Source organism: Streptomyces sp. NPDC041784, from assembly GCF_055591025.1.
Window position 1 is genome coordinate 19,774 of the sequence record NZ_JBVJAB010000029.1, and the last position, 26,371, is coordinate 46,144.

Genomic DNA, 26,371 nt, shown 5'->3' on the forward strand with positions numbered 1-26,371 from the left:
GTGTCCCAGGGCGGACACGGCTCAGGGGACAGGCAATGTCCCCCGTCCGGGCCGGTGCTTGATGCTACCGAGCCCATCACGCGCGACAGACCGCCTCTCGCCCAGCGTGAAACGGATCACCCATTCGAGCGACGATTCCGAGGTTTACGATTTTGCGCCACCCGACGTGAGTCGGATGGCCATTTCGAACCCTTGACCGGGCCCCGAGGATGCCTCCACGCGCCCCCGGGCCGCCCCGGCCTCCGATGCCAAGCCGCGCGACCGTCAGCGGGCGGCGGTTTCCAGCCACTCCGGATCGATCTCACCTGTGGCGACGATCACTGCGGGTCCGGTCATCTCGATCTCGCCGTCGGGCCGCTCGGTGATGACCAGCCGGCCGCCGGGGACGTCCACCGTGTACGTGACCGGGGTGCCGGTGACGGCCGGGTCGGCGCCGTCCCGCCGTGCGGTGGCCACGGCGACGGCGCACGCGCCGGTGCCGCACGAGCGGGTCTCGCCGGAGCCGCGCTCGTGCACGCGCAGGGCGACGTGCCGGGGGCCGCGGTCGACGACGAACTCGACGTTCACCCCGTCCGGGTAGGCGGAGGCGGGGCTGAAGGGCGGCGGGGAGTACAGCGTGCCCGCGTGCGCGAGGTCGTCGACGAAGGCGACGGCGTGCGGGTTGCCCATGTTCACGTTGCGCGCGGGCCAGCTGCGCTCGCCGACACTGACCGTGACGTCCCCCTCGGGGAGGCGGGCGCGGCCCATGCCGACGGTCACGTCGCCGCCCTTGGCGAGGTGCACGCTCTTCACGCCCCCGCGCGTGGCGACGGCGAGGTCGCCCTCGGTGACCAGCCCGGCGTGCTGGAGGTAGCGGGCGAAGACGCGGACGCCGTTGCCGCACATCTCGGCGACCGAGCCGTCGCCGTTGCGGTAGTCCATGAACCACTCCGCCTCGGCCGCCATCTCCCGGGCCTCGGGGTGGGCGGCGGAGCGCACGACGTGCAGCAGGCCGTCCCCGCCGATGCCCGCGCGGCGGTCGCACAGGGCGGAGACGGCGGCCGGGGGGAGGTCGATGGCGTTCTCGGGGTCCGGGACGATCACGAAGTCGTTCTCGGTGCCGTGCCCCTTGAGGAAGGCGATCCGCGTGCTCATTCCTCGATCGTACGGGGTGGCACCGACAGCACGGTCACACGCGTGTGGGGCGCCCTGCCGTCACGCGAGCGAACGGCACGCATCCACCTGCCCGCTACCCCTGCCCGTCACCGGCCCGCGCCACCGGCGCACACGCGCGCGTGCGGCTCAGCGCAGCCGGGCGACCCGCCAGACGGCGAGCACCGCCACGACGGCGACCAGGACGACGTACGCCAGCACGACCCGCCAGTCGGGGCGGCGGCCGGAACCGCGCGCGGGGAGTCCGGGCCACGTGTAACCGACGCGGCGGGCGGCCATCATGCCCCAGCCGGCCGCGCAGCAGCAGATCAGCAGCCCCAGCATGGCGATCACGGCCCCGCTGTCGCCGAAGTCGAAGGCGAGCGGGAAGGCGAACATCAGGGAGCCGGTCGCGGACAGGGCGACGATGGGCGCGAGCTGCCAGATCCGCAGCCGGCGCTGCGGGCGCAGCTCGACCTCGACCTCGGGCCCGCCGGCGAACATCTCCTCGGGCTCGGGACCGTCGTCGGTCACGGCACCGCCCTGGGTGTCGTCCGCCACGTCAGGGGTCGGACGGATGTCCCCGGGCTCCGTTTCCCCCGGCTCGGGGGTGAGGTGCCCGGTGCCCGGTGCGGTGTCACGAGGGCCGGCCTCCATCGCCACGCGCCCTCCCAACTCGGACTCCACTTGGTCGATCGAAGCTCGATGATGGCACGGCTCCGGAGGCCCGGATGACGGCCTGGGCGACCCGATGCCATGACGTGATCAGGCTGTAACCGGTCGTTCGACCAACGCCAGCGCAAGCCCCGGAAGTTCTGTGAGATCCGCCGCGGCCCCACTCAACCAGTGCACCCGCGGATCGCGCCTGAACCATGAATCCTGACGGCGCGCGAAGCGCTTGGTGGCACGGATCGTCTCGGCGCGCGCCTCGTCCTCGGTGCACTCACCGCTCAGGGCGGCGAGGACCTGCTGGTAGCCCAGCGCGCGCGCAGCCGTACGCCCCTCGCGCAGGCCCTGCGCCTCCAGCGCGCGGACCTCGTCCACGAGCCCCTGGTCCCACATCCGGTCGACCCGGCGGGCGATCCGCTCGTCCAGTTCGGGACGCGCCACGTCGACGCCGATCTGCACGGTGTCGTAGATGGAGTCGTGGCCCGGCAGATTGGCCGTGAAGGGCTTGCCGGTGATCTCGATCACTTCGAGGGCGCGGACGATCCGGCGGCCGTTGCTGGGCAGGATGGCGTGCGCCGCCTCGGGGTCCGCGGCGGCCAGCCGGGCGTGCAGCGCGCCGGAGCCGCGCAGGGTCAGCTCCTCCTCGAGCCGGGCGCGGACCTCGGGGTCGGTGCCGGGGAACTCCAGATTGTCGACGGCGCCGCGGACGTACAGGCCGGAGCCGCCAACGAGAATCGGCCAGCGGCCCTCGGCGAGCAGCGCGTCGATCCTGGCGCGGGCCAGCCGCTGGTACTCGGCGACGGAGGCGGTGACCGTGACGTCCCAGACGTCCAGGAGGTGGTGCGGAACGCCGGCACGCTCCTCGGGCGTCAGCTTGGCGGTGCCGATGTCCATCCCTCGGTAGAGCTGCATGGAGTCGGCGTTGACGACCTCGCCGCCGAGCCGTTGGGCCAGGAAGACGCCCAGATCGGACTTTCCGGCCGCGGTCGGTCCGACGACGGCGATGACGCGGGGGGCGGGGGGTGCGCTACTCACCGCACCAGTCTCCCAAACCCCGGGGCCCGCCCTCGAACGAGTTACGTGACGGTGCCGGTACGACGTCGTTGCCCGTTGCGGGAATCCCGTCACCCGTTCGCCGTGGCGGCGGCCCCCGAGGGCGCAAAAAGGCGCACCGGGCAACGCGGGATTTCGCCCGCACGAGTACCGTATGGAGTGAATATGGGCGTTTTGGCGCGGCTTTTCCGAAGGTCGAAGGCCACCGAGGAGGCGGCTGAGGAGCCGGCCACCGGGCCGACCACCGAGGAGGCCACCGAAAAGGCGACGGCCACCGCCGAGGCACCGGACGGTAGCGGGGCGGAGCAGACCGCGCAGGCCGGGCCGGAACCGAAGGCGGCCGGGGCCGGGGACACCACGGAGGCGGGGACGGAGGCGGCGGCGGAAGCCGTCGCGGTCGCCGCCGCCGAGCCCGTGGAGATCCCCCGGCAGCAGTCCGCCGAGGAGGTGGCCGACAGCGAGGCCGGCGAAGGCGCCCGTACCTGACGGACTCCGCGAGGGAAGGTGACCCATGGGTCTTTTGGACAATTTGAAGGCCAGGCTGGCCCCGGCCAAGGGCAAGGTCTCGGACCTCGCGCATCACCACGGGGACAAGGTCCACCACGGCCTCGACAAGGCCGCCAAGGTCGTCGACGAGAAGACCAAGGGCAAGTACAGCAACAGGATCCACACGGGCACCGACAAGGCGAAGGGCGCCATGGACCGGCTCGCGCACAAGGACGAGCCCGGGGCGGGCGGCGGCGACACCTTCACCCCGCCGAAGACTCCCCCTCCGGCCTCCTGAGCCCCCCCAACGGTGGCCCATCGATCGGCGGACGGCCGCGGAGCGGAAACGCTCGCGGCCGTCCGCCGTTTCAGCGCCCTCGCGCGTCATGGCCCTGCGACCCCATGGCCCCACGACCCCACGGCCTTACGACCCCATGGCCCTACGACCAGGCCGCGACCACGTACCCCACGCCGTACGGCGCGTCCTCGTACAGCAGCGTGCCGGTCAGGGCGGCGTGCTCGGCGGCGCCCGCGAGCACCTGCCAGGGGGCGCGGCCCGAGACCTTCAGTTCGTGGGCCAGCGCGGTGTCCAGGGCCTGGAGCGCCGCGAGGTCGGCGGTGCCCAGGGCGCGGGCGACCGCCGCGTCGAAGGGCGCGGCCCGCTCGTCGAGGTAACCGGGCGCCTTCAGCGTCCGGCAGGCGCTGGCGTCGCCCATCACCAGCAGCGCGACCCGCTCCGCCCGCGCGCCGATCTCCCGTCCGGCCGCGGCGCACGCCTCGGGCGTGAGCGCCTCCGTCACGCCGAGTCCCTCGATCGGGGCGTCCGCCCACCCGGTCCGCTCCAGCAGCCAGGCGGCGACGGCGAGGGAGGGCGGCAGCTCGTGCCCGGCGGGGGTGTCCAGGCCGTTCCGGCCCAGCCGTACGGCGACGTCGACGCCGGCGCCGAAGCCGCGGAACGAGCCCCGGGTGCCCTCCGCGTGGACGCCACCTCCGGCCTCGTCGGTGGGTGCGACGACCACGAGCCGGTCCGGGCGCGCGGCCGCCAGCACGGCCAGCGCGTCGGAGCAGGCGGTACGCGCCGCGTCCAGCTCGGGTGCGGCTCCCGCGGCGACCTCGGGCACGAGGAGCGGCGGACAGGGGCAGACTGCGGCGGCGACAAGCACGATCGGCAGGGTAACCCCGCCGAGGCCGCCCGCCGTCACGCCGCGACGGACACGTCAGTCGCAGCCGCAGCCGCTCGCCACGGCCGGCAGCGGAGCCGGGGCGCCGATCTTCGGCAGGCCCAGCATGACGCCGGCCGGCTGGGCGGCCTTCTCGGCGGTGCGCTTCTCCCAGGCGTCGCCCGCGCGCGTGCGGCGCACGTCGAGGACGGCGCCCTCGGCGAGGAGGTGGTGCGGGGCGGCGTACGTGATCTCGACGGTCACGACGTCACCGGGGCGGACCTCCTGGTCCGGCTTGGTGAAGTGGACCAGACGGTTGTCGGGGGCGCGGCCGGAGAGGCGGTGGGTGGCGCCGTCCTTGCGGCCCTCGCCCTCGGCGACCATCAGCTCCAGGGTGCGGCCGACCTGCTTCTTGTTCTCCTCCCAGGAGATCTCCTCCTGAAGGGCGACGAGACGCTCGTAGCGCGCCTGGACGACCTCCTTGGGGATCTGGTTCTCCATGGTCGCGGCCGGCGTCCCGGGGCGCTTGGAGTACTGGAAGGTGAACGCCTGGGTGAAGCGGGCCTCGCGCACCACGTGCATCGTCTGTTCGAAGTCCTCCTCGGTCTCGCCGGGGAAGCCCACGATGATGTCGGTGGTGATCGCCGCGTGCGGGATGGCGGCGCGGACCTTCTCGATGATCCCGAGGTAGCGCTCCTGCCGGTACGAGCGGCGCATCGCCTTCAGGACCGGGTCCGAGCCGGACTGGAGCGGCATGTGCAGCTGCGGCATCACGTTCGGCGTCTCGGCCATGGCGGCGATGACGTCGTCCGTGAAGTCGCGCGGGTGCGGGGAGGTGAAGCGGACCCGCTCCAGGCCCTCGATCGAGCCGCAGGCGCGCAGCAGCTTGCTGAAGGCCTCGCGGTCGCCGATGTCGGAGCCGTACGCGTTGACGTTCTGGCCGAGCAGGGTGATCTCGGAGACGCCCTCGCCGACCAGGGCCTCGATCTCGGCGAGGATGTCGCCGGTGCGGCGGTCCTTCTCCTTGCCGCGCAGGGCCGGGACGATGCAGAAGGTGCAGGTGTTGTTGCAGCCGACGGAGATCGACACCCAGGCCGCGTAGGCGCTCTCGCGGCGGGTCGGCAGGGTGGAGGGGAAGGCCTCCAGGGACTCCGCGATCTCGACCTGCGCCTCTTCCTGCACGCGCGCGCGTTCCAGCAGCACCGGGAGCTTGCCGATGTTGTGCGTGCCGAAGACGACGTCCACCCAGGGCGCCCTCTTCACGATGGTGTCGCGGTCCTTCTGGGCGAGGCAGCCGCCGACCGCGATCTGCATGCCCGGGCGCGAGGCCTTGCGGGGGGCGAGCCGGCCGAGGTTGCCGTAGAGGCGGTTGTCGGCGTTCTCGCGCACCGCGCAGGTGTTGAAGACGACGACGTCCGCGTCGCCGTCCGAGCCCTCGGGGGCGCGGACGTACCCGGCGTCCTCCAGCAGTCCGGACAACCGCTCGGAGTCGTGGACGTTCATCTGGCACCCGTAGGTGCGGATTTCATAGCTCTTGGGTGCTTGAACGTCCACTGCGAGGCTCCGGTCGCTGCTGCTGGTCATGCCTCAAGGGTAGGCGGTCGCCACGAGGGCTCCGGCCGGGAGGATCCCGCCGCCGCTCCGGCGCACTTTCTCCGGGACGCCGTCAGTCCTCCGAGACCCGCACGAGCGCCAGCGTGATGTTGTCCGGGCCGCCCTCGGCGATCGCGGCCTTCCACAGTTCGAAGGCCGCGCGGGCGTCGTCGTGCTCCCGCAGCACCTCTTCGAGCACGTCCTCCGGCACCGGGTCGGTCAGTCCGTCGGTGCAGATGAGGTAGCGGTCGCCGGGGGCGAGCGGAACCGCCGTCGCGTGGGGGCGGACGGGGCGGAAGTCCGGGCTCCCGCCCAGGCACTGGGTGACGACGGACGTCGTGCGCTGCCCGGGGGCGAGCGGCGGGCTGTCGTCGACGCTCACCTGCCGCAGCCCGTCGTCGCGGACGGCGAAGACCCGGCTGTCGCCCACGTTGAACACCAGCACCTCGTCGGGCCGTACGACCAGCCCGGCGATCGTCGTCCCCATGGCGGCCAGCTCGCCGCCCTCGTCGCCGCCGGCGGCCTCGTACACGGCGCGGTTGCACGCGTCCAGGGTGTCGCGGAGGGCGCCCTCGTCGGTCAGCACGGGACCCACCGTCGCCATCCGGCGGACGACCAGCCCGCTGGCCACGTCACCGCGGGGATGCCCGCCGAGCCCGTCGGCGACCGCGACGACCAGGGGCGTCCCGAGCGGGAAGACCAGGGTCTGGGGATTCTCGGTCACCGTGGCGCACAGCGTCCACGGTCCGGCGACGAGGCTGTCCTCGTTCCGTTCCCGGAGCAGTCCGGGATGGCTGAGCGCCGTCACGGCGACATGCGGCATGCCTCCAGGGTAGGCCGCCCCGGGGTCCGCACTACTCGGGTGACGACGACCTGAGGGAGTCGGTCCGGGTCTCCAGCGCGTGCAGGACGGCGACCATGTCCTCGCCGCCGTGCCCCTGGGCGACCGCCTCGTCGTAGAGGGCGTGGCAGACGTCGAGGAGGGGTGAGGCCAGGCCGGTCTCGCGGGCGGCGCCGGCGATCAGCCGGTTGTTCTTCAGGACGTCCGCGGCCGCCGCCTGGACGGCGAAGTCGCGGGCCAGCAGCTTGGGTGCCTTCACGCGGGAGACGGCGCTGGCCATCATGATCGGCGCGTTGGAGGGGGCGATCCTCATGGCCCGGGCCGAGCGGGACGTCCGGGCGCTGACGACCGTGGCCCGGGAGCTGGGCCCCCTCCTCGACGCGGCGGTGCCGAAGGGCGGCTGACGGCCGCGGCGCGCACTACCGGAGCGTGGCCACGAACGTCCCGAGCCGGGCGATTCCCTCGCGGAGCTCGTCGGCGGAGGCCGCGTACGACAGCCGTACGTGGGTCTCGGCGGTGTGCACGCCGAAGTCCCGGCCCGGAGTGAGGGCCACGTGCGCCTCCTGGAGCGCCCGTTCGCAGAACTCCCACGAGGTGAGCCCGGTGCCGCTGACGTCGAAGTAGACGTAGAACGCGCCGTCGGGCGGGACCGGGACCGGCAGTCCGATCCGCTCCAGACCGTCGAGGACGAGCGCGCGCCGCTCGGCGAACTCGACGCGGCGGCTCTCGCACACGGCGAGCGACTCGGGGGTGAAGCAGGCCAGGGCGGCGTGCTGGGCGGGCGCGGAGGCGCAGAGGAAGTAGTTCTGGGCGAGGCGCTCCAGCGCCGGTACGAGGGGTTCGGGGACGACGCACCAGCCGAGCCGCCAGCCGGTCATCCCGAAGTACTTCGAGAAGCTGTTGATGACGATCGCGCCGGGGTCGAGGGACAGCGCGCTGCGCGGCGGCCGGCCCTGGTCGTCGTGGTCGCCGAGGTCGAGGTAGATCTCGTCGACGAGGCGCCAGGCGTCGTGCTCACGGGCGTGGTCGCAGATCGCGGCGAGTTCGGCGGTGGGGACGGAGGTGCCGGTGGGGTTCGACGGGGTGGCGACCATGACGCCGCGGGTGTGGTCCGTCCAGTGCGACCGTACGGACGCCGCGTCCAGCTGGTAGCGGGTGTCGGCGGTGGTGGGGACGAGGCCGACGCGGGCGCCGAAGCTCTCGACGATCTGCCGGTTGCAGGGGTACGACGGGTCGGCGATGAGCACCTCGTCGCCGGGGTCGACCAGCGCGGCGGTGGCCAGGACGAGCGCGGCCGAGGCGCCGGCGGTGACGACGACCCGGGCCGGGTCCACGTCGACGCCGTGCCGGTCCCGGTAGAACCCCGCGATGGCCTCCCGTAGCGCGGGCAGGCCGAGCGCCGCCGTGTACGTCATGGGCGTGCCGGCGTCCATGACCTCGCGCATCGCGTCCACGACGGCCGGGGGCGCGCCGAAGTCCGGCTCGCCCAGGCTGAGCTTGACGACGTGGTGGCCCCGCGCCTGGAGCGCGGCGGCGTGCTTGCCGAACTCCATGGCGTAGAACGGCGCGACGGCCTGGGCGCGCTGCGAGATCTTCATACTGCGACCTCCGGGTTCGAGGGCGGACGGATGCCGGGACCTCCCGGTCGGCCGACCGGAACAGTATGCGAGGGACGGGGGTGTGCCCCGTCTACGGGACCCGGCGCGGGCTGCGAGATCCGGCGCGGACTGCTGCCGGGGGTGCGCCGGGCAGGCCTGAGCCGGTCGGAGCCTCAGCCCGCCAGGGCCTCAGCCCGTCAAGGCCTCGTCCCGTCAGGGCCTCAGTCCGTCGCCGCCCCCGCCGTCCGCTGAAGCGCGACGACCGCCTCGGCCGTGCGGCACAGGCCGTCCGCCGCGCGGCGCAGCGCGCGCCAGGACGCCAGGCCCAGCACGATCCCGCCGAGGCCCGCGGGCCACCACCAGACGCCGACGACGGTGAACGCGGCGCTCCACACGAGGGCCTCGCAGGACGCCTGATAGGCGTCGCGGGCCTCGGTCAGGGCGGTGCGGGAGGTGTCCGGTATCGCGAGGAGGAGTCTGCTCCACTCGTCGGCGAGGTCGGTGCCGGTCTCCGTCCTGACGCTGCGCTCGGCCGCCCGGAGCCGGTCGCCGGACCAGGTGGGGCAGACGGGCCTGGCCGGCGCGGCGCGGGCGCGGCGCGCGTCGAGGCGGGCGGCGCGCGTCTCCCGTCCGGCCGCGCGGGCCCGTACGGCCTCGCGGCCGATCTCCTGGGGCGAGGTCCAGCGCCGGGCCCGCCACCGGGTCAGCCGCCCGGCCAGCGGCGTGAGCCACCAGGGCCAGGCGCCGGCCGCCAGCGCGGCGACGCCGTCGGCGGCGAGGGGCACGGCCAGCGCGGTCACCACCGCCGCTACCGCGACGAGCAGGAGCACGGCGACGCCGTCCGCGCCGAGCCCGCCGTTCAGCCGCAGCGCGCCGGCGATCCGGTCCCGGGCGAGCCCGACGTCGTCCCAGTGACGCCGACCGAGCTGCCCGCCGCCCACGAGGACGACCACGACGAACAGCAGGGCGGGCAGCAGCCGCCGCAGAAACCATCCGTCGGGGATGCGCCGCTGGAGTTCGAGAAGGAGTCCCACCCTGCCCGCCCCCGCCCCGTCGTCAGTCCACCCGGCGCATCGGCCCGCCGGCCAGCGCGCAGACGCCCGTGTCGGGAGCCGTGTCCTCGTGCAGGTCCACCCGGGCACAGCGGCCCGTGGGGCAGACCCAGCCGGTCGAGCGGGGCGCGGGTCCGGCGGGCCAGTCGCCGGCGCCCATGGTGGAGCGCAGGCCGAGCCCGCCGGGTATGCCGGCCTCCTCGGCCGCGTCGTGCAGGGCGCGTACGGCGTCCCGCCAGGCCTCGGCCGCGGGGTCGCCGTCCCGGACGGTCGCGTACGGGGCGTCCCAGCGGGCGGGACCGACGAGTTCGCGGAGCGTCCCGGCGTTGCGGCACACGTACGCGACGGCGTCCTCGTAGAGCCGCTGCGCCTTCGTCCCGTGTCCCACCGTGTCCCCCTCGGCTGCCCGGAGCTGCCTCAAGTGCCCTGAATTCACACTGTGCTGACGTGAAATCAAATTACTATAGGGAGTGATGACGGAGCTTCGGGAACGAGTCGTCGCCCGCCTGCTGGCAGCCCAGAACAGTCGCGATCCCGGGCCACTGCGCGAGCCGGAGGCGGTCGCCGACGCCCTCGCGCTGCTGCGGTCGGTCACGCCCTCGCCGGAGGAGCCGGTCGACCTCGACTCGGTCGCCGCCGTCTTCTGGACGTTCTGGTTCCGTCACCTCGGCGCCGAGGATCCGGACGCGCAGCAGAACGTCGCGATCGTCATGAGCACGTTCGGGTTTCTCCGGCCGCGCGTCCCCGAGGACGTGCAGTTCCCGCCACCCCTCCAGGAGGCCTTCGACCCCGCCGATCCGGCCCTCGACGCACGGTTCGCGTTCCTCGTCAGCTCGGCGCACGGGGACGCGCTCGAAGCGCCCGACGTCCCCGAGTCCGACCGCCTGGCGGCGCTGGAGCGCGCGCTCGCCTGGTCGGAGACGGCCCTGAGCCTGCTGCCCGAGGAGCACGAGGGCTTCGTCGACCTGACGGTGCACGCCCTCGGCGTCGAGACGGCCCGGTTCCGGCTCACGGCGGATCCCGACGCACTCGCCGCTGCGGCCCGGCACGCGCGCGCTGTGTGCGAACGGCTGAACGCCCTCGGCGGCCCAGGCGCGCTCGGCCCGGCCGGCACGGAAGCGGCCGCGTTCTCACTCGGGACGGTCGTGGACGCGGCGCGGCTGCTCGGCGAGCCCTCGCTCGACGAGGTCGAGCGGCTGGTCGCGGCGGCACCCGGCCTGCTCGCCCCGGAGACCATGGAGGGGCTGAGCTTCCTGCGCGCGCTGCACGCCGCGCCCAGCGCCTGGCCGGGACAGGTGGACCTCCAGATCGGCGCGGCCGTCGCCGAGGCGGGCACGCGGGAGCAGGACGCGGGCCGTGTCGCCTGTGCCGTACGACGGCTGCGCACGGCTCTCGGCCACACCCCGCCCGGTCATCCGGCCCACTTCGCCGTCGTGGTGGCCCTGAGCGAGGCGCTCGCCGCCCTCGGCGAGCAGCGCGGCGACGCCGCGGTCTCGCGCGAGGCGGTCGACGTCCTCGCCGCCGTGGACCCGGACACCCTGAACGCCGCAGAGCGCGAGAACCTCGACGTCCTGCTGAGCCTGCGGCGCCTGGCACTGGATCCGGACGACGGCAGGCCGGACGCCGGGCCGGCCCTCGGTCTGCTGGTCGACCGGCTCCGGGACCAGGCCGTACGGCACGGCGAGGCCCCGGACATCGCGCTGGAGACGCTCGCCATCCTGTCCACCCTCACCACCGGCACGGTGTCCGACGAGCAGATCGCCCGGTACCGGGCGTCGCTGACCGGGGTGCCCGCCGACGCGCCGCTGCGGTATGCGTGCGTCGCTGTACTGGCCTCCCTCGTCGGACTGCGGGCGCAGGAGGTGCGGGCGCACGAGGGTCGGGGGACGGAGGGTCGGGGGACGGACGTACGGGGGACGGACGTACGGGTGCCGGACGTCCGGGCGATGGGGTCGGCGGGGGCGGGTCGACTCGGCGCGGGGGCCGGGGCCGAGCGCCTCGAAGCGGAGGCCAGGTCGCTGGCCGAGGAGGCGGCGGCCGCGGCGCCGGACGGTCTGCTGCTGCCGGGTCTGCTGCGCAAGGGCGCGTACGACGCCGCGCTGGCGGCCGCCGCGGGGACGGTCGTCACCGGTGAACCGGACGGCAGGGCGGACCCGGAGCTGTCCCGCATGATCTCCCAGCTGTCCCGTATGACCGACGTCCGCCTGGACGATCCGGACCACCTGGACGCCGACATCGCCGTACTGCGGGAACTCCTCGCCGACATGGCCGAGGACGATCCGCAGCGGCCGTACCTGTCCGCGGCACTCGGGAGCGCGCTGTGCTCGCTGGCCTCCGTACGCATCGACCCGGCGCTCCTCGAAGAGGCCGTGCCGCTGCTGCGCCATGCCCGCGCGCACGCGCAGGAGCTGCCCGTGGCGGTCGACCTGATGCTCGCCCAGGCGCTCACGGCCCTGTCGGCCGCGCACTTCGACACCGAGGCCTCCCGTGAGGCGGCCGTCCTGCTCGCGACGGCACGGGCGGCGGACGGCCGAGCCGGTGCGGACGGCGGGGAGGGCAGGAGGGATGGGGAAGGTGGGGAGGGCGGGGACGGTCCGGAAGGTGAAGTGGCCGACCTGAGCCAGGCGTTCTGGGCCGCGCACACGGAGTTGCACAACGCCGTGCAGCTCTACTGGTTCGGCCATGAGCCGGGCCAGCTCGACAAGGCCCGCGCGATCGCCCGGCGGATGCGGGAACTCGGCGGCGGCGCGAGCCCCGAGGCGGCGGACGCGCTGCCGGGGGCCGACATGATGGGCGACGTCTATCTCGACCTGCTGGAGACCATGGGGCCGGGCGGCAGCGGTCCGGAGCGGGATGTCACCGACGATCAGGTCGACCGGTGCCGTCGCCGGTACGCGGCGGCACCACCGGATCCCCGGATGCGGCTGTTCACCGGGATGACGCTGCTGCGGGTCCTCGCCCTGCGCGCGCTGGCGCTCGGTGCCGACGAACCGGAGCGGGCGAAGGCCCTCGTCGTGGAGGCCGCCCGGCTGATCGAGGCGGTCGAGCCGGAGGCGCCGGACGGCTGGGCGGACATGATGCGGTCCTTCCTGGCGATGATCGGTGTCGGCCTCGCGGGCGGCGGACGTCTGCCGCCGGTCACGCGGGAGCGGTCGGGCGAGGGCCCTGGCCCGGCCGAGTCCTCGGCCGTGTCCTCGGCGCGGACGCCGTCGTCGCCGTCGTCGCCGTCGAACGCGTTCGAGGCCCTGATGGCCCCGCTGCGCGACCGGCTCTCCGGGGTCGCCGACCCCGCCGCGCTGCGGGATCCGAGGATCCCGGTGCTGTTGCGGGCGCACGGCGAGATCGGGGCGGCGGCGGGTGCGCTGGCCCGGCCCCGGCCCCGGGTCGACCTGGCCCTCTCCCACCTCGACGCGGCCGTGGCGGCGCTGCCGGACATCACCGACCGGGGCAGCGACCAGCGGTCCGCCGAGTACGGGCTGACGCAGTTCGAGGGGGACATCAGGGGGATCGTCGAGCTGATCCTCACCACGCTCCTGGTCCGCGACGGCACCGCCCGCCTCGAGGACCACCTGCGGCAGATGCGGCAGCTCCTGGCCGAGGCGAAAGCCCAGGCAGGAGCTGAGGCCATGTCAGAGGCGGCGGCTGTGTCAGAAGCAGAGGCCGTGTCAGAGGCGCAGGCTGGCACAGGTGCCGAGGCCATGTCAGAAGCCGAGCCTGTGTCAGAAACCGAGGCCGGGACCGGCGCCGGAGCCGTGTCCGGCGCCGGGGCCGGCGCCGGCGCCCCGCCCGACCCGACCGCCCTCCTGCGCGCCTTGAACGATCCCCCTGCCCTCCCGCGCGCCGTGACCGGCCCCGAGGTCGACCGCGCCACCGAGCTGCTGGAGCGCGGCCGCGGGCTGCTGCTGGCCCGGCGGCTGGAGGCGCGGACCGACCTCGGCGAGCTGCGTGCCGCCCACCCGGAGCTGGCCGGCGAGTTCGAGCGGCTGACCGACGCGCTGGCCGCCGACCATGCGCCGGTGGCGCCCGGGGACGCCGAGCGCGCCCGGCTCGGCAAACTCCGTACGTCCCGCGCCCTGGACGCACTGGTCGACCGCATCCGCGCCCAGCCCGGTTTCGACGGCTTCCTGCGCCCGCTGACCGCCGCCCAGCTGCGCGCCCTCGCGGCGGACGGCCCGGTCGTCGTCCTCAACCACACCAAACGCCTGTGCCACGCCGTCGTCGTGACGGACCGGTCGATCACCGCGCTCACCCTGGAACCCGACGCCGCCGCGGTCACCGACGCGGCCCGACGGCTGCGCGAGGCCGTCGACATCATCAACGCGCAGGGTGCGTCGAGGCGTTCCCCGGCCGAGCTGGTCGGCGCCGGCGCCACGATCCGCCGGACGCTGTCCTGGACCTGGCACACGGTCGTACGGCCCGTCCTCGAACACGTGGGGGCCACCGCGCCCGTCCCCGAGGGGGGTCCCTGGCCGAGGATCTGGTGGGTGCCCACGGGCGCCTTCCACGCCCTGCCGCTGCACGCGGCCCAGTGCACCCGCCCCGACTGCGACCTCGGCGACCTCGGCGGCTGCGGGGCCGCGCTGGACACCGTGGTGTCGTCGTACGTCCCTGGTTTCCAGACCCTCGCGTACGCCCGCGCCCGCGCCGAACGGCGCGAGGGGGCCGGCGACGGCACCGCGCTGCTGGTCGCCGCACCCGAGGAGGACCTGCCCGGTGTCGCGGCCGCGACCCGCTACGCGGCCGGGCTGCTCGGGGCGCGCGAGCCGCTGGTGGGCGCCGCCGCGACCCGGGCGGCCGTGCTGGCCACACTGGGCGGCGCGGCCTGGGCGCACTTCGGCTGCCACGCGGCCGCCGACCCGGCGGAGCCGTCCGGCGCCCTGCTGCATCTGCCGAGCGGCGAGTCCCTGTCCGTGCTGGACATCTGCCGCGCGCAGCCGGGCGCGGCACAGCTCGCCTTCCTCGCCGCCTGCGGCACCGCCCGCACCTCCGAACGGCTCAGCGACGAGGCCATCCACATCACCGGCGCCTTCCTCCTCGCCGGATTCCCCACCGCCGTGGGCACGCTCTGGGAGATCGACAGCACCCACGCCGACCATGTCACCCGCGACTTCTACCGCCACGCCACGACCACCCACCTCCCGGCCCACGCCCTCCACCACAGCGTCCGCGCCCTGCGCGAGCGGATACCGGAACGACCGCACGTGTGGGCGGCGTACGTACACGCGGGCGCGTGAACACTCCACCGGCTCCCGTCCACGCTCAGGGAGCTCGGGGACCCCTCCAGGGACCCCAGGGCCTCAGGGCCTCAGGACCTCAGGGCCTCAGGGCCCCAGGGCCTCAGGGCCCCAGGACCTCAGGACCCCAGGACCTCAGGACCCCAGGACCTCAGGACCTCAGGGATCGATGAGGCCGGCCCTTATGGCGTAGCGGGTGAGTTCCAGGCGGTCGCGCATGCCGAGTTTGTGCAGGAGGTTGGCGCGGTGGCGTTCGACCGTCTTGGCGCTGATGTGGAGCAGCGCGCCGATTTCCCGGGAGGTGTGGCCCTCGGCGACCAGCTTGAGGATCTCCTCCTCGCGCTCGGTGATGGGCCGTGCGGGCAGTCCGTCGACGGCGTCCCCGCGGTGCAGCCGGTCCAGGTAGGAGCGGACCAGCGCCCGCTCCGCGCCCGGGTAGATGAACGGCTCGTCGCGCACCACCGCCCGGCACGCCTCGACGAGGTCCCGGTCGGCGACCGACTTGAGCACGTAGCCGCCGGCCCCGGCCTTGAGGGCCTCGAAGAAGTACTGCTCGTTGTCGTACATGGTGAGGACGAGGATGCGCAGGGCGGGCAGGCGCCGGGAGAGCTCGCGGGCCGCCTGGAGGCCGGTCATCCGAGGCATGGCCACGTCGAGAACGGCCAGGTCGATGCCCCCGGCGCGGGCCTTCTCGACCGCCTCGGCCCCGTCCCCGGCCTCCGCCACGACCTCCAGGTCGGGTTCGCCGTCCAGGATGAGCCGCACGCCCCGGCGGACCAGCGTGTGGTCGTCGGCGAGGAGCACGCGGATCGGCCGACCGCCCCTGCCGTCGCTCATCGCTCCGCTCCGAGTACGGCAGGCGGGGAGGCGCCCGCCCCGACGGCGGCCGGATCGTGGGGCAGCGGCGCGGGCGTCACCGATGCCCACAGGCGTACGTCCGTACCGCCCCTCCCGTCGCGCCCCACGCCCGAAGTCACCAGAAGCCTCGCCCTTATCAACAGCGCCCGCTCCCGCATCCCCCGTATGCCGGCTCCCTCCCCCGTGGTCTCGCCCAGCCCGCGCCCGTTGTCGCGTACGAGGAGTTCGACACCGTCGGCGAGCGGGCGCAGGCGGAGTTCGGCGTGGTCGGCTCCGGAGTGGCGGGCGGTGTTGGTGAGGGCTTCCTGGGCGACGCGGTAGAGCACGAGTTCCGTCTCCTGGGGCAGCGAGGGCAGGCCGGGGCGCAGGTCGGGTCGGACCGTCAGCCCATGGGTCGTGAACTCGCCCGCGAGCGACCGCAGGGCGCTGAGCAGCCCGAGTTCGTCGAGGACACCGGGGCGCAGCCGGCGGGCGATCCGGCGGATCTCGTCCAGCCCGGCGCGGGTGGCCTCCTGGGCCTGGCCCAGTTCGTCGCGCAGTTCCTCCGGTGCCCGGTCGGCGACCCGTTTGAGCTGGAGCAGGACGGCGGTCAGCGTCTGGCCGACCTCGTCGTGGAGTTCGCGCGCGATGCGCTGCCGCTCGCGTTCCTGCGCGGACAGCGCGCGCCCCGCACTGGCGGCGCGCTCGGCCTCGAGCCGGTCGAGCATGGCGTTGTACGTCGTGATCAGCTCGGCGGTCTCCACCGGTCCGCTGACCACGGCACGGGCGCCGGGCCGCAGCAGGTCGGCGGCGGCCATCGCCCGGCCGAGGCGTCCGAGCGGGGCCAGTCCGACCCGCAGCACGAGGACGTTGACGGCCAGCAGCACGGCCAGCCCGGCCAGCACGACGAGCGCCTCGCCCGGCAGGACCGGGGTGGAGACGGTGACCGGCCCGAGGAGCAGCGCGGCGGCCACGATCAGACCGAGGGCGTTGAGGGCGAAGATCCTCCGGAACAGCGACACGCTCCCTCTCCCTCCGCTCCGCCTTCTCCCGCCACGCACCACCCATGGCACCGCCGTGACCAGCCTTTCTTCCGTCCGGCGGCCCTGTCCATCCGTCACAACACCCATGTCGCCACCGTACGGGTGGATGGCAGCATGGCGGCTGCGCGCACCCGGCGGCGGCCCCTCGCCCCGCCGTCGGCAGCCGCGCAGCGGCTGGCCTCGCACAAGCGACCCGCAGCGATCCGCAGCGATCGACGGCGATCGACGGCATCAGCAGCAATCAGCACGGACAGGAACGATCAGTAAGGGGAAGAAACGTGTCTGCTCCACGCCTCCGGACGACACCGCTGCCAGGCATCGGGGTCCAGTACGACCTCGTGACGCGCGAGCAGCGCCATCTGTCGGTGGTGGCGCACCGCGACGGCACCCGCACGGTCGGCGTGTACCGGGCCGACGATCCCGACACCTGCGCCCACTCCCTGCATCTGACCGGCGCGGAGGCGGGCTCGCTGATCGACGTGCTGAAGCCGTCCCACCACAGCGCGAGCCTGCTGTACACCACGGACCTGGGGTTGGTCGCCGAGCGGATCGAGGTCGCGGCGGCCTCCCGCTGGAACGGCCGGCTGCTCGGCGATACCCGGATGCGGACGGAGACCGGCGCGTCGATCGTGGCGGTGCTGCGGCGGGCCGAGGCGATTCCGTCCCCGGCGCCGGACTTCCGGCTGGCGGGCGGTGACACCCTGATCGTCATCGGCACCCGTGAGGGCGTGGACGCGGCCGCGGCGATACTCGGGCGGGAGTGAGCGACGGATGCACTCCTCCGCCGTCCTGCTGATCGAGTTCGGTTCCATCATCCTGGGCCTCGGCCTGCTCGGCCGGTTCGCGGCCCGTTTCCGTTTCTCGCCGATACCGCTGTACCTGCTGGCCGGGCTGGCCTTCGGGGAGGGCGGACTGCTGCCGCTCGGGGCGAGCGAGGAGTTCATCGCGACCGGCGCGGAGATCGGCGTCATCCTGTTGTTGCTGATGCTCGGCCTGGAGTACTCGGCGAGCGATCTGGTCTCCAACCTCAAGGCCCACTACCCGTCCGGGCTCATGGACGGCGCGCTCAACGCGCTGCCGGGCGCGGCGGCCGCACTGCTGCTGGGCTGGGGTCCGGTGGCAGCCGTGGTGCTGGCGGGCGTCACCTGGATCTCGTCGTCCGGGGTGATCGCCAAGGTCCTCGGCGACCTGGGCCGGGTCGGCAACCGGGAGACCCCGGTGATCCTGAGCGTCCTCGTCCTGGAGGACCTGGCGATGGCGGTCTATCTGCCCATCGTCACGGCGCTGGTGGCCGGGGCGGGGCTGGCCGCGGGCAGCCTCACCCTGGCCGTCGCGCTGGGCGTCGCGGGGCTCGTGCTGTTCACGGCGGTGCGCTACGGCCGGGTCGTCTCGCGTTTCGTGTCGAGCGACGACCCGGAGAAGCTGCTGCTCGTCGTCCTGGGCCTGACCATCCTGGTCGCAGGTGTGGCCCAGCAGCTCCAGGTGTCGGCGGCCGTGGGCGCGTTCCTGGTGGGCATCGCGCTGTCGGGGGAGGTCGCGGAGGGCGCGCACACGCTCCTGAGCCCGCTGCGGGACCTGTTCGCCGCGGTCTTCTTCGTCTTCTTCGGACTGCACACCGACCCGGCGAGTATTCCGCCGGTCCTCCTTCCCGCGCTCGCGCTGGCCGTCGTCACCGCCGCGACGAAGATCGCCACCGGCTACTGGGCGGCCCGCCGCGCCGGTATCTCGGCCAAGGGCAGGTGGCGCGCCGGTGGTGCGCTGGTGGCCCGCGGCGAGTTCTCGATCGTCATCGCCGGGCTCGCGGTCACCGCCGGGATCGAGCCGTCCCTCGGCCCGCTGGCCACGGCGTACGTCCTCCTCCTGGTCGTCCTGGGCCCCCTCACCGCCCGCTTCACGGAACCGGTGGCGAGCTGGTGGACCCACCGCCGCACCCGACCGACGGGAACGAGCGCGGTCACGGGGGACCCGCGCGGGGACACGGACACTCGAACGGACACGGGCACAGGAACGGCAGCGGGCACCGGCACCAGCCCCGGCACGGGCACTGGCATTGGCACGGGCCCCGGCCCCGGCCCCGGCACGCCGGAGCACCCGCCGGAGGTACGGCGGCCGTAGACACCGGTGAGCGACTGAGGAAAGCGCGCCCCGCCCCCACCGACCCCACTCGCCCCACCGGACGCGCGCCCCCACCGACCCCCACTCGCCCCACCGGACGCGCGCGCCCCACCGGCCCCACTCGCCCCACCGGACGCACCGCCCCCACCCGTATCTCGTGTCTCACGTCACACCCCACACATGGCTGATTCGTGAAGTCTCCTTGGGTCACCCATGGCATGCTCATGGCCTGTTACCGGCCAGTAGCACCATCTGCCCGGCCGGTCCCCTTTCCTCACCCCCCACCTTCCAGGACTGACCTTGCGCAGACGCCTGAGGCACTCCCGTGCCCTCATGCCCGCTTTAGCCGCATCCGCCCTCCTCCTCGCTGCGGGCTGTTCCTCTCCCCCGTCGCAGGCCGACACTCCCTCCTCGACCGCCGGCCGGCAGGCCGCCGCGGACGCCTCTCCCGACTCCGCGGAGCGTTCGCTCGCGGTGGCCGCCGCGCCCGCCGGGACCGCGACCGCCACCGCGAGTCCGGGCACCGCCGGCGGCGAGGCCCAGTCCACGGAGCTGAGCGTCAGCTCCTACGACAGCAAGACCCGGCGCGCCGTCATCTCCTCCAACGACGGGACGGACGAGCCGAGTTCCTCACCCTCGGCAGGTTCACCCACCGCGAACCCGCCCTCCCCGAGCGCCTCGGAGGAGACGCCCCACCGCACCGCCGTCGGCGACGTCATCGCCAGCGCCCCGGCACCCGGCGCCCCGAAGGGCCTGCTCGCGAAGGTCACCAAGGTGATCGGCGAGACCGAGGAGGGCACGGAGGTACAGACCGAGCCCGCCCAGCTCAACGCCCTGCTCGGGGACGACACCGCGAAGGGCAGCGTGCCGGTCGACCCGGCCGCCTTCGACATCGACAAGCTGCTGCCCGACGTCGACGTCTCCTGGACGCGCACGGACGACGTGCACGTCGGGCCGGAGGGCGCGACGGTTCCGCTGGGCAGTCTGCGGCTCGACGTACGCGCCGAGCTGCCGACCGCGACCACGACCGCGGGGGACGCCACCGCCTCGGCCTCCGCGTCCGTCGAGGGCTTCGTGCAGGTCGCCCCGCAGGTCGACTTCCGCTACGGCGGTGAGGGCGCCGAGACCGCGCCCGCCTCGGCCTACCTGGGCGTGTCCGGCGACTGGACCTCGGGCTGGGCGCTGAAGGGCCGCGCCGGCGCCTCAGCAACCCCAGTGCGCATTCCCTTCGCCACGCTGCACGCCGACCCGGTGCTCCAGGTCGGCCCCGTGCCCGTCGTCGTCAACCTCGACCTGACCTGCTACATCCAGATCAGCGGCGACGGCAAGGTCACCGTCGACGTCGAGCAGAACCTCAAGGGCGACTTCAAGGCCGGCGGCACCTTCGGCCTCGCCCAGGGCTGGACGCCGGTCAGCTCCTCCGACATGACGAGCACGCCCGTACGGACCTCCGTCACCACCGCCGGAAGCGTGAAGGCCGCCCTCGGCGCCCAGGCCACCGTCGGTCTCTACGGCAGCGTCGGTGTCATCGCCGACCTGGCCCCGTACGTCCGCGGCGAGGGGACCGGCACGGTGACCGGTACCGACGACGTGTTCGAGGCCGAGGGCTCCTGGGCCGTCTACGGCGGAGTCGACCTCAGCGGCACCCTGCGGTTGCAGCTGTCGATCTTCGGCACGCCCGTGTTCCAGCGGGACATCCCGCTCGGGGCACTGCACCGGGAGTGGAAGCTGGCGGGCGGCGAGTCCTCCTAGGACCGCCCGTCCCGGTGGATCAGGACGCGCCGCCAGGTATCCATCCCTGGCGGCGCAGCACCGCCGACACGTCCGGCGCCTCGTAGTGCTCGCCCTTGAGGACCTTGCCGTCCTCTCGGCGGGTGACCTGGCCGTCGGGGCCCAGCTTCGTCATGTTGGACCGGTGGATCTCGGCGATCACCGCGTCGAGGTCGATGCCGTGCACCAGGGCGGTGCCGTACGCGACGTACACGACGTCCGCCAGCTCGTGCGCGAGCCGGTCCAACGGGCCGCCCACCGACACCTCGGCCACCTCCGCCGCCTCCTCGGCGAGCAGCTCGCCCCGGTGCGCGGCGAGCCGGGGCGACACCTCGGTCGGCGTACCACGGGCGTCGAGCCCGAAGGCATGGTGGAACTCACGGACCAGTTCGACGGGCGAAGAACTCATGCACCGACTGTAACGACCCCCACCGACAGCCCGCCCCGTCTCGCCGGTCCGTGAGCCCCGCCCTGGTCAGCACCGCGTCCCTGCTGGCAGGATCGCCGCATGTCCAAGGTGTTCCCCCGTATCGGCAGGCGCCGGGCGCTGCAAGGTGCGGCGGCCGGTGTCGTCACGCTCGGTCTGCTGCTGTGGTGGCTGCTGCCGCTGGGCGAGGCCCCGCCGAACGGCACGATCACCTTCAGCACGGGCACGACCCACGGCGTCTACCAGGAGTACGGCACCCTGCTCCGCGACGAGCTGGCGAAGGACATGCCGAACCTGAAGGTGACGCTGACGACCAGCAACGGCTCGCAGGAGAACGTCGCGCGCGTGGCGAACGGCGACGCCGACTTCACCATCGCCGCGGCGGACGCGGTGCAGACCTACGAGTCGCGGAACAAGGGGTCCGCGGCCCGGCTGCGCGGCGTGGCCCGGCTCTACGACGACTATGTGCAGCTCGTCGTGGCGCGCGACTCGGACGTGCGCTCCCTCACCGACCTGAAGGGCAGGACCGTGGCGACCGGGCTGCCCGGCTCGGGCGTGCGGCTGATAGCGGAACGCGTGCTGAAGGCGGCCGGCGTGGACCCGGGCGAGGACATCACGGCCGTGTCGGAGGGCATCAACACCGGTCCCCAGCGACTGGCGCAGGGGAAGATCGACGCGTTCTTCTGGTCCGGCGGGGTGCCCACGGGCGGTCTGCGGGACCTGGCCAAGACCTTCGACTTCCGGTTCGTGCCGATCGACGCCAAGCTCGTCGCCAAGATGCACAGCCAGGACAGCTCCACCGGCTACTACCGCGCGACGAACATGCCCGAGTCGGCGTACCCGACCATCCAGAAGGGCGACACCGTGCCGACGATCGCGGTGTCCAACCTGCTGATGACCCGTACGGACATGGACCCCCGGCTGACCGAGTGGCTGACCCGGACCGTGATCAAGAGCCGGGACGACATCGGCTCGCGCGTCCACTCCGCCCAGCTGGTCGACCTGCGCACGGCGATCTACACCGACCCCCTCCCTCTGCACGACGGCGCCCGCCGCTACTACCGCTCCGTCAAGCCGTAACCCGCCGCCGCTCAGAGCGTGGGCCGTGACCTCGGCACCGACACGGTCACCCGCAGCCCGGTCGGCTCGTGATGGTCGTACGAGAGGGAGCCGCCGCCCGCCGCGAGCAGGGTCCGGGAGATGGACAGGCCGAGGCCGGAGCCCTTGATGTTCTGATGGCGGCCGCTGCGCCAGAAGCGGTCGCCCACGCGCGCGAGCTCCTCGTCGGTGAGGCCGGGGCCGTTGTCGGTGACGACGACGGTGGAGGTCTCACCGTCCGCCGCGACCGACACCTCGACGCTCTCCCCCTCCGGCGTGAACTTCACGGCGTTGTCGATCACCGCGTCCAGCGCGCTGGAGAGCGTGACGGGGTCGGCCCAGGCCGTGGTGGCCGGGCAGTCGCCGACCAGCCGGACGCCCTTGGCCTCGGCGGTGGGCGCCCACGCGGCGACGCGCTCGGAGGCCAGCGCGCCGATGTCGGTGACCCTCAGATCGGCCTCGGTGTGCTCGGCCAGGGCCAGGTCGAGCAGGTCGTCCAGCACCTCGGCCAGGCGCCGGCCCTCGTTCTGGACGGAGGCGATCTCCTCGTTGCCCTCCGGAAGCTCGTAGGCGAGCAGTTCGATGCGCAGCAGCAGCGCCGCGAGCGGGTTGCGCAGCTGGTGCGAGGCGTCGGCGACGAAGGCACGCTGCTGCTCCAGCACGTCCTCGACGTTGTCCGCCATCTCGTTGAACGACCTGGCCAGGCGCCTGAGTTCCGGCGGCCCGCCGGCGACGGCGACACGGGACTTCAGTCGGCCGCTCGCGATCGCGTGGGTGACGACGTCCAGGACGCGGACCGGCTTGAGCACCCAGCCGGTCAGCCGCAGCGCGGCGCCGATGGCCAGCAGCATCGCGGCGATCTCGCCCGCGCCGATGAGCAGCCAGCCCTGCAGGATCCGCGACCGCATCGGCCCGGTGGGCGAGTCGGTGACGACCACCGCGACGACGTCGCCGTCCCGGATGACCGGCGACGCGACGACGAGACGATGGCGCTGCCACGGCCACACCTGCTGCGGGTCGTGGCTGCGCCGGCTGAGCAGCGCCTCCTGGAACGCGTCCCGCACCTCACCCTCTTGGGGGAGGGGCCAGTTCCCCGGAGCATTGGCCAGAGGGACACGGGTGGGGTAGAAGACACCGGCACGAATGTCGTAGACGTCGTAGTAGCTGTCGAGCTCGCGCTCAAGCGTCTCGAGCCGCTCGTTCGTGGACGAGGGCAGGGCGGTGTCCGTCTCCGACGGGACGGTGACGAACTGGGCGAGCGCCGCGAAGCGCGCGGTGTCGTCGATCCGGTCGACGACCACCTTCTGCTGCTGCGCGCCGGCCACGCTGACGGCCAGCGGCACGCCCAGGGCGAGCAGGACGGCCGCCATCAGCACGATGAGCAGCGGCAGCAGACGTGTGCGCAACGTTCCCCGCTACGCGCCGGGGGCGACGAGCCGATACCCGACGCCCCGTACGGTCTCGATCAGGGCGGGCATGCGCAGCTTGGCGCGCAGGGAGGCCACGTGGACCTCCAGGGTGCGCCCGGTCCCCTCCCAGCTGGTACGCCAGACCTCGCTGATGATCTGCTCGCGCCGGAAGACCACACCGGGACGCTGGGCGAGCAGCGCGAGGAGGTCGAACTCCTTGCGGGTCAGCTGGACGACCGAACCGTCCACGGTGACCCGCCGAGTGGGCAGCTCGATCTGGACGGGGCCGAGCCGCAGCGCGTCGTCGCCGGCCGCGGCCGGATCCTCGGGCACGGTGCGCCGGCTGACGGCGTGGATCCGGGCGAGCAGTTCTCCGGTGTCGTACGGCTTCACCACGTAGTCGTCGGCGCCCAGGTTGAGGCCGTGGATGCGCGAGCGTACGTCGGCGCGCGCGGTCACCATGATCACCGGGGTGGCGGTGCGCTTGCGGATCTTGCCGCAGACCTCGTAGCCGTCCTGGTCGGGCAGGCCGAGGTCGAGCAGGACGACGCCGAAGCCGGGGCCCTCGGGGACCAGCGCCTGAAGGGCCTCCTCGCCGTTGCGGGCATGGGTGACGTCGAACCCGTGCCGCCTGAGGACCGCGGACAGTGCGGCGGCGACATGGTTGTCGTCCTCGACGAGGAGCAGTCTCATCCCGGCCCCCTCCGGTTCATCGGCCGTTTGGTCGTGTTATGTACAAAAAACAGTGCCACACGTGCGTGTGCATCATGGCAGTCACGCTGATGGACGAGGACGCCGTCAAGTGGGTTCCGGTTGCGGGGAACTTCCGTTACCCGGCCGATACGCGCGCAGGTCGCAAGTACTACGACACGTGTCCGATTGCTATCGGATCGTGATGCTCAGATTCCCCTCAGATGTAATGACGCTGGTCGCGCCCGGTTATTACTGTCCTCCGAAACCGAGGAGGACGGAGCCTGAGAGCGATGACCGATGTTTCGGTGGCCAAGGAAGATGCGGCCCCGCCCGACGATCTCGTCGTCCTGAAGAGTGTCAACAAGCACTTCGGCGCGTTGCACGTGCTCCAGGACATCGATCTGACGATCACCCGCGGTGAGGTTGTCGTGGTCATCGGGCCCTCCGGGTCCGGGAAGTCGACCCTGTGCCGCACCATCAACCGTTTGGAGACGATCGACGCGGGCACGATCACGATCGACGGGAAGCCGCTGCCCGCGGAAGGCAAGGCGCTGGCCCGGCTGCGGGCCGACGTCGGCATGGTCTTCCAGTCGTTCAACCTGTTCGCGCACAAGACCGTGCTCGAGAACGTGATGCTGGGCCAGGTCAAGGTCCGCAAGACGGACCAGAAGCAGGCCGAGGAGAAGGCCCGAGCCCTCCTCGACCGGGTCGGCGTGAGCACCCAGGCCGACAAGTACCCGGCGCAGCTCTCGGGCGGCCAGCAGCAGCGTGTCGCCATCGCCCGGGCGCTGGCGATGGACCCGAAGGTCATGCTCTTCGACGAGCCGACCTCGGCTCTCGACCCGGAGATGATCAACGAGGTGCTCGAGGTCATGCAGCAGCTCGCCCGGGACGGCATGACCATGATCGTCGTCACCCACGAGATGGGCTTCGCACGATCCGCGGCGAACCGCGTGGTCTTCATGGCCGACGGCCGCATCGTCGAGGAGGCCACTCCCGACCAGTTCTTCAGCAACCCGCGCAGCGACCGTGCGAAGGACTTCCTGTCGAAGATCCTTCACCACTGACCGCGCCCCGGCCCGTTATGTCTGACGGAACCCGCACCGCCCTCAGTCCTTCATCCCTAAGGAAGTAGTCATGAAGCTTCGCAAGGTCACCGCCGTCTCGGCCGCTGTGCTCGCCCTCGCCCTCTCCGCCACCGCGTGCGGCGGCGACAGCGACGACGACGCGGGCAGCGGCTCCACCACCGGCACCGGCGGTGGCGGCAAGATCAAGGTCGGCATCAAGTACGACCAGCCCGGTCTCGGTCTGAAGAAGCCCGACGGATCCTTCGCCGGCTTCGACGTGGACGTGGCGACCTACGTCGCCAAGCAGCTCGGCTACGAGGCGGACCAGATCGAGTTCGTCGAGACCAAGAGCGCCGACCGCGAGAACGCCCTCGCGCGCGGGGACGTCAAGTTCATCGCGGCCACCTACTCGATCAACGACGAGCGCAAGCAGAAGGTGGACTTCGCCGGCCCGTACCTGCTGGCCCACCAGGACCTGCTGATCAAGTCGGACTCGGACATCGCCAAGGGCGACGACCTCAACGGCAAGAACCTGTGTTCCGTGGTCGGTTCGACCTCGGCGCAGAACGTCCAGAAGTCGATCGCCCCGAAGGCGAACCTGAAGGAGGTCAGCACCTACTCGGAGTGCATCGCCGCTCTGCAGAGCGGCGCCGTGGACGCGGTGACCACCGACGACTCGATCCTCGCCGGCTTCGCGTCCCAGGAGCAGTACAAGGGCCAGTTCAAGCTCGCGGGCCTGAAGCTGAGCAACGAGAACTACGGCGTCGGCGTCAAGAAGGGCGACACCGCGACCGTCGACAAGATCAACAAGGCGCTGGAGCAGATGGTCAGCGACGGCTCCTGGCAGAAGGCCGTCGACGCCAACCTCGGCCCGGCGGACTACAAGAACGAGGCGGCCCCGAAGATCGGCGTCATCGTTCCGAACGCCTCGTAGTCACAGCCCAGCCCAGCGGGGTTTCCTGGGGGGGGGGGGGGGGGGGGGGGGGGGGGGGGGGGGGGGGGGGGGAGACCCCCCCCCCGCCACCCCCCAAAGAGAAAGGGGGGAGAGGGGGGGGCGTTGCCTGGGGTTCACGGCCTCTCGGGGTGCGGGCGGGA

Annotated in this window: 23 protein-coding genes and 2 pseudogenes; 10 read left to right on the top strand and 15 right to left on the bottom strand. The window is 73.1% G+C overall.

The genetic code is table 11. The annotated features are described in order from the left end of the window. Nucleotides 1-264: 264 nt before the first annotated feature. The 3 genes from dapF to miaA form a co-directional block, all read right to left on the bottom strand. Entirely contained in the window at nt 265-1,134 is an 870-nt protein-coding gene (gene dapF / locus ACZ6D7_RS38660; protein WP_469501118.1) for a diaminopimelate epimerase, read from the bottom strand. A 147-nt stretch (nt 1,135-1,281) separates the two neighbouring features. Further along, on the bottom strand, nt 1,282-1,788 hold the full coding sequence (locus tag ACZ6D7_RS38665) for a hypothetical protein (protein WP_469501247.1): 507 nt from the start codon (nt 1,786-1,788) through the stop codon (nt 1,282-1,284). Nucleotides 1,789-1,896: 108 nt separating this feature from the next. After that, complete coding sequence (gene miaA, locus ACZ6D7_RS38670; RefSeq protein WP_469501120.1) at nt 1,897-2,835, bottom strand: tRNA (adenosine(37)-N6)-dimethylallyltransferase MiaA; 939 nt, start codon at nt 2,833-2,835, stop codon at nt 1,897-1,899. A gap of 183 nt (nt 2,836-3,018) precedes the next feature. Between miaA and ACZ6D7_RS38675 the strand changes: the two genes are divergently transcribed. Then, on the top strand, nt 3,019-3,339 hold the full coding sequence (locus tag ACZ6D7_RS38675) for a hypothetical protein (protein ID WP_469501122.1): 321 nt from the start codon (nt 3,019-3,021) through the stop codon (nt 3,337-3,339). 25 nt (nt 3,340-3,364) lie between these two features. Then, entirely contained in the window at nt 3,365-3,637 is a 273-nt protein-coding gene (locus ACZ6D7_RS38680) for an antitoxin (RefSeq protein WP_469501125.1), read from the top strand. 142 nt (nt 3,638-3,779) lie between these two features. On the opposite strand, the gene ACZ6D7_RS38685 is transcribed toward ACZ6D7_RS38680, so the two are convergent. The 4 genes and pseudogenes from ACZ6D7_RS38685 to ACZ6D7_RS38700 all read right to left on the bottom strand — a co-directional run. Next, the gene (locus tag ACZ6D7_RS38685) at nt 3,780-4,502 is read right to left on the bottom strand and encodes a class III extradiol dioxygenase subunit B-like domain-containing protein (protein ID WP_469501128.1); all 723 of its coding nucleotides are present in this window, start codon (nt 4,500-4,502) and stop codon (nt 3,780-3,782) included. A gap of 54 nt (nt 4,503-4,556) precedes the next feature. Next, nucleotides 4,557-6,083 (bottom strand): tRNA (N6-isopentenyl adenosine(37)-C2)-methylthiotransferase MiaB, encoded by a 1,527-nt coding sequence (gene miaB, locus ACZ6D7_RS38690; RefSeq protein WP_469501130.1) that lies wholly within the window; start codon nt 6,081-6,083, stop codon nt 4,557-4,559. Nucleotides 6,084-6,165: 82 nt separating this feature from the next. Beyond that, nucleotides 6,166-6,915, bottom strand: coding sequence for a PP2C family protein-serine/threonine phosphatase (locus ACZ6D7_RS38695; RefSeq protein WP_469501133.1), 750 nt, complete (start codon nt 6,913-6,915; stop codon nt 6,166-6,168). A gap of 31 nt (nt 6,916-6,946) precedes the next feature. Beyond that, nucleotides 6,947-7,213, bottom strand: a pseudogene (locus ACZ6D7_RS38700) (NAD-binding protein); the annotation flags it as partial. Nucleotide 7,214: 1 nt separating this feature from the next. Between ACZ6D7_RS38700 and ACZ6D7_RS38705 the strand changes: the two are divergent. After that, nucleotides 7,215-7,337 (top strand): annotated as a pseudogene (locus tag ACZ6D7_RS38705) (TetR/AcrR family transcriptional regulator); the annotation flags it as partial. Between the two features lie 15 nt (nt 7,338-7,352). On the opposite strand, the gene ACZ6D7_RS38710 reads toward ACZ6D7_RS38705, so the two are convergent. From ACZ6D7_RS38710 to ACZ6D7_RS38720, 3 genes are all read right to left on the bottom strand, one after another. Beyond that, nucleotides 7,353-8,531, bottom strand: a complete 1,179-nt coding sequence (locus ACZ6D7_RS38710) for a pyridoxal phosphate-dependent aminotransferase (RefSeq protein ID WP_469501136.1) — start codon at nt 8,529-8,531, stop codon at nt 7,353-7,355. Between the two features lie 221 nt (nt 8,532-8,752). Further along, complete coding sequence (locus ACZ6D7_RS38715; RefSeq protein ID WP_469501138.1) at nt 8,753-9,565, bottom strand: hypothetical protein; 813 nt, start codon at nt 9,563-9,565, stop codon at nt 8,753-8,755. Nucleotides 9,566-9,587: 22 nt separating this feature from the next. After that, on the bottom strand, nt 9,588-9,971 hold the full coding sequence (locus ACZ6D7_RS38720; RefSeq protein ID WP_469501140.1) for a hypothetical protein: 384 nt from the start codon (nt 9,969-9,971) through the stop codon (nt 9,588-9,590). Nucleotides 9,972-10,056: 85 nt separating this feature from the next. On the opposite strand from ACZ6D7_RS38720, the gene ACZ6D7_RS38725 reads away from it, so the two are divergent. Next, nucleotides 10,057-14,817, top strand: a complete 4,761-nt coding sequence (locus ACZ6D7_RS38725) for a CHAT domain-containing protein (RefSeq protein WP_469501142.1) — start codon at nt 10,057-10,059, stop codon at nt 14,815-14,817. A gap of 159 nt (nt 14,818-14,976) precedes the next feature. On the opposite strand, the gene ACZ6D7_RS38730 is transcribed toward ACZ6D7_RS38725, so the two are convergent. Together ACZ6D7_RS38730 and ACZ6D7_RS38735 are read right to left on the bottom strand one after the other, a co-directional pair. Then, nucleotides 14,977-15,654, bottom strand: a complete 678-nt coding sequence (locus ACZ6D7_RS38730; RefSeq protein WP_469501143.1) for a response regulator — start codon at nt 15,652-15,654, stop codon at nt 14,977-14,979. Then, nucleotides 15,651-16,676, bottom strand: coding sequence for a sensor histidine kinase (locus tag ACZ6D7_RS38735; RefSeq protein ID WP_469501145.1), 1,026 nt, complete (start codon nt 16,674-16,676; stop codon nt 15,651-15,653). The genes ACZ6D7_RS38730 and ACZ6D7_RS38735 overlap by 4 nt, the downstream gene beginning before the upstream one ends. Before the next feature lie 299 nt (nt 16,677-16,975). On the opposite strand from ACZ6D7_RS38735, the gene ACZ6D7_RS38740 reads away from it, so the two are divergent. The 3 genes from ACZ6D7_RS38740 (at nt 16,976) to ACZ6D7_RS38750 (ending at nt 20,564) form a co-directional block, all read left to right on the top strand. Then, complete coding sequence (locus ACZ6D7_RS38740; protein ID WP_469501147.1) at nt 16,976-17,461, top strand: cation:proton antiporter regulatory subunit; 486 nt, start codon at nt 16,976-16,978, stop codon at nt 17,459-17,461. 7 nt (nt 17,462-17,468) lie between these two features. Continuing rightward, nucleotides 17,469-18,812: a cation:proton antiporter gene (locus ACZ6D7_RS38745; RefSeq protein ID WP_469501148.1), complete on the top strand. Its 1,344-nt coding sequence runs from the start codon at nt 17,469-17,471 to the stop codon at nt 18,810-18,812. 333 nt (nt 18,813-19,145) lie between these two features. Beyond that, nucleotides 19,146-20,564 (top strand): hypothetical protein, encoded by a 1,419-nt coding sequence (locus tag ACZ6D7_RS38750; protein WP_469501151.1) that lies wholly within the window; start codon nt 19,146-19,148, stop codon nt 20,562-20,564. 19 nt (nt 20,565-20,583) lie between these two features. Here ACZ6D7_RS38750 and ACZ6D7_RS38755 read toward each other — a convergent pair whose 3' ends face one another. After that, a complete protein-coding gene (locus ACZ6D7_RS38755) occupies nt 20,584-20,991 on the bottom strand; it encodes a pyrophosphohydrolase domain-containing protein (RefSeq protein WP_469501154.1) in 408 nt (135 codons plus the stop codon). A 99-nt stretch (nt 20,992-21,090) separates the two neighbouring features. Here ACZ6D7_RS38755 and ACZ6D7_RS38760 point away from each other — a divergent pair, with 99 nt between their 5' ends. Next, the gene (locus ACZ6D7_RS38760; RefSeq protein WP_469501156.1) at nt 21,091-22,089 is read left to right on the top strand and encodes a TAXI family TRAP transporter solute-binding subunit; all 999 of its coding nucleotides are present in this window, start codon (nt 21,091-21,093) and stop codon (nt 22,087-22,089) included. 11 nt (nt 22,090-22,100) lie between these two features. Here ACZ6D7_RS38760 and ACZ6D7_RS38765 read toward each other — a convergent pair whose 3' ends face one another. Then, nucleotides 22,101-23,513 carry a sensor histidine kinase gene (locus ACZ6D7_RS38765; protein ID WP_469501158.1) on the bottom strand — a complete coding sequence of 471 codons (1,413 nt, stop codon included), beginning with the start codon at nt 23,511-23,513 and terminating at the stop codon, nt 22,101-22,103. Nucleotides 23,514-23,522: 9 nt separating this feature from the next. Further along, entirely contained in the window at nt 23,523-24,209 is a 687-nt protein-coding gene (locus tag ACZ6D7_RS38770) for a response regulator transcription factor (RefSeq protein WP_469501159.1), read from the bottom strand. A 290-nt stretch (nt 24,210-24,499) separates the two neighbouring features. Here ACZ6D7_RS38770 and ACZ6D7_RS38775 point away from each other — a divergent pair, with 290 nt between their 5' ends. Continuing rightward, a complete protein-coding gene (locus ACZ6D7_RS38775) occupies nt 24,500-25,276 on the top strand; it encodes an amino acid ABC transporter ATP-binding protein (protein ID WP_469501161.1) in 777 nt (258 codons plus the stop codon). Between the two features lie 70 nt (nt 25,277-25,346). Further along, nucleotides 25,347-26,210 (top strand): glutamate ABC transporter substrate-binding protein, encoded by an 864-nt coding sequence (locus ACZ6D7_RS38780; protein ID WP_469501163.1) that lies wholly within the window; start codon nt 25,347-25,349, stop codon nt 26,208-26,210. Nucleotides 26,211-26,371 lie beyond the last annotated feature (161 nt).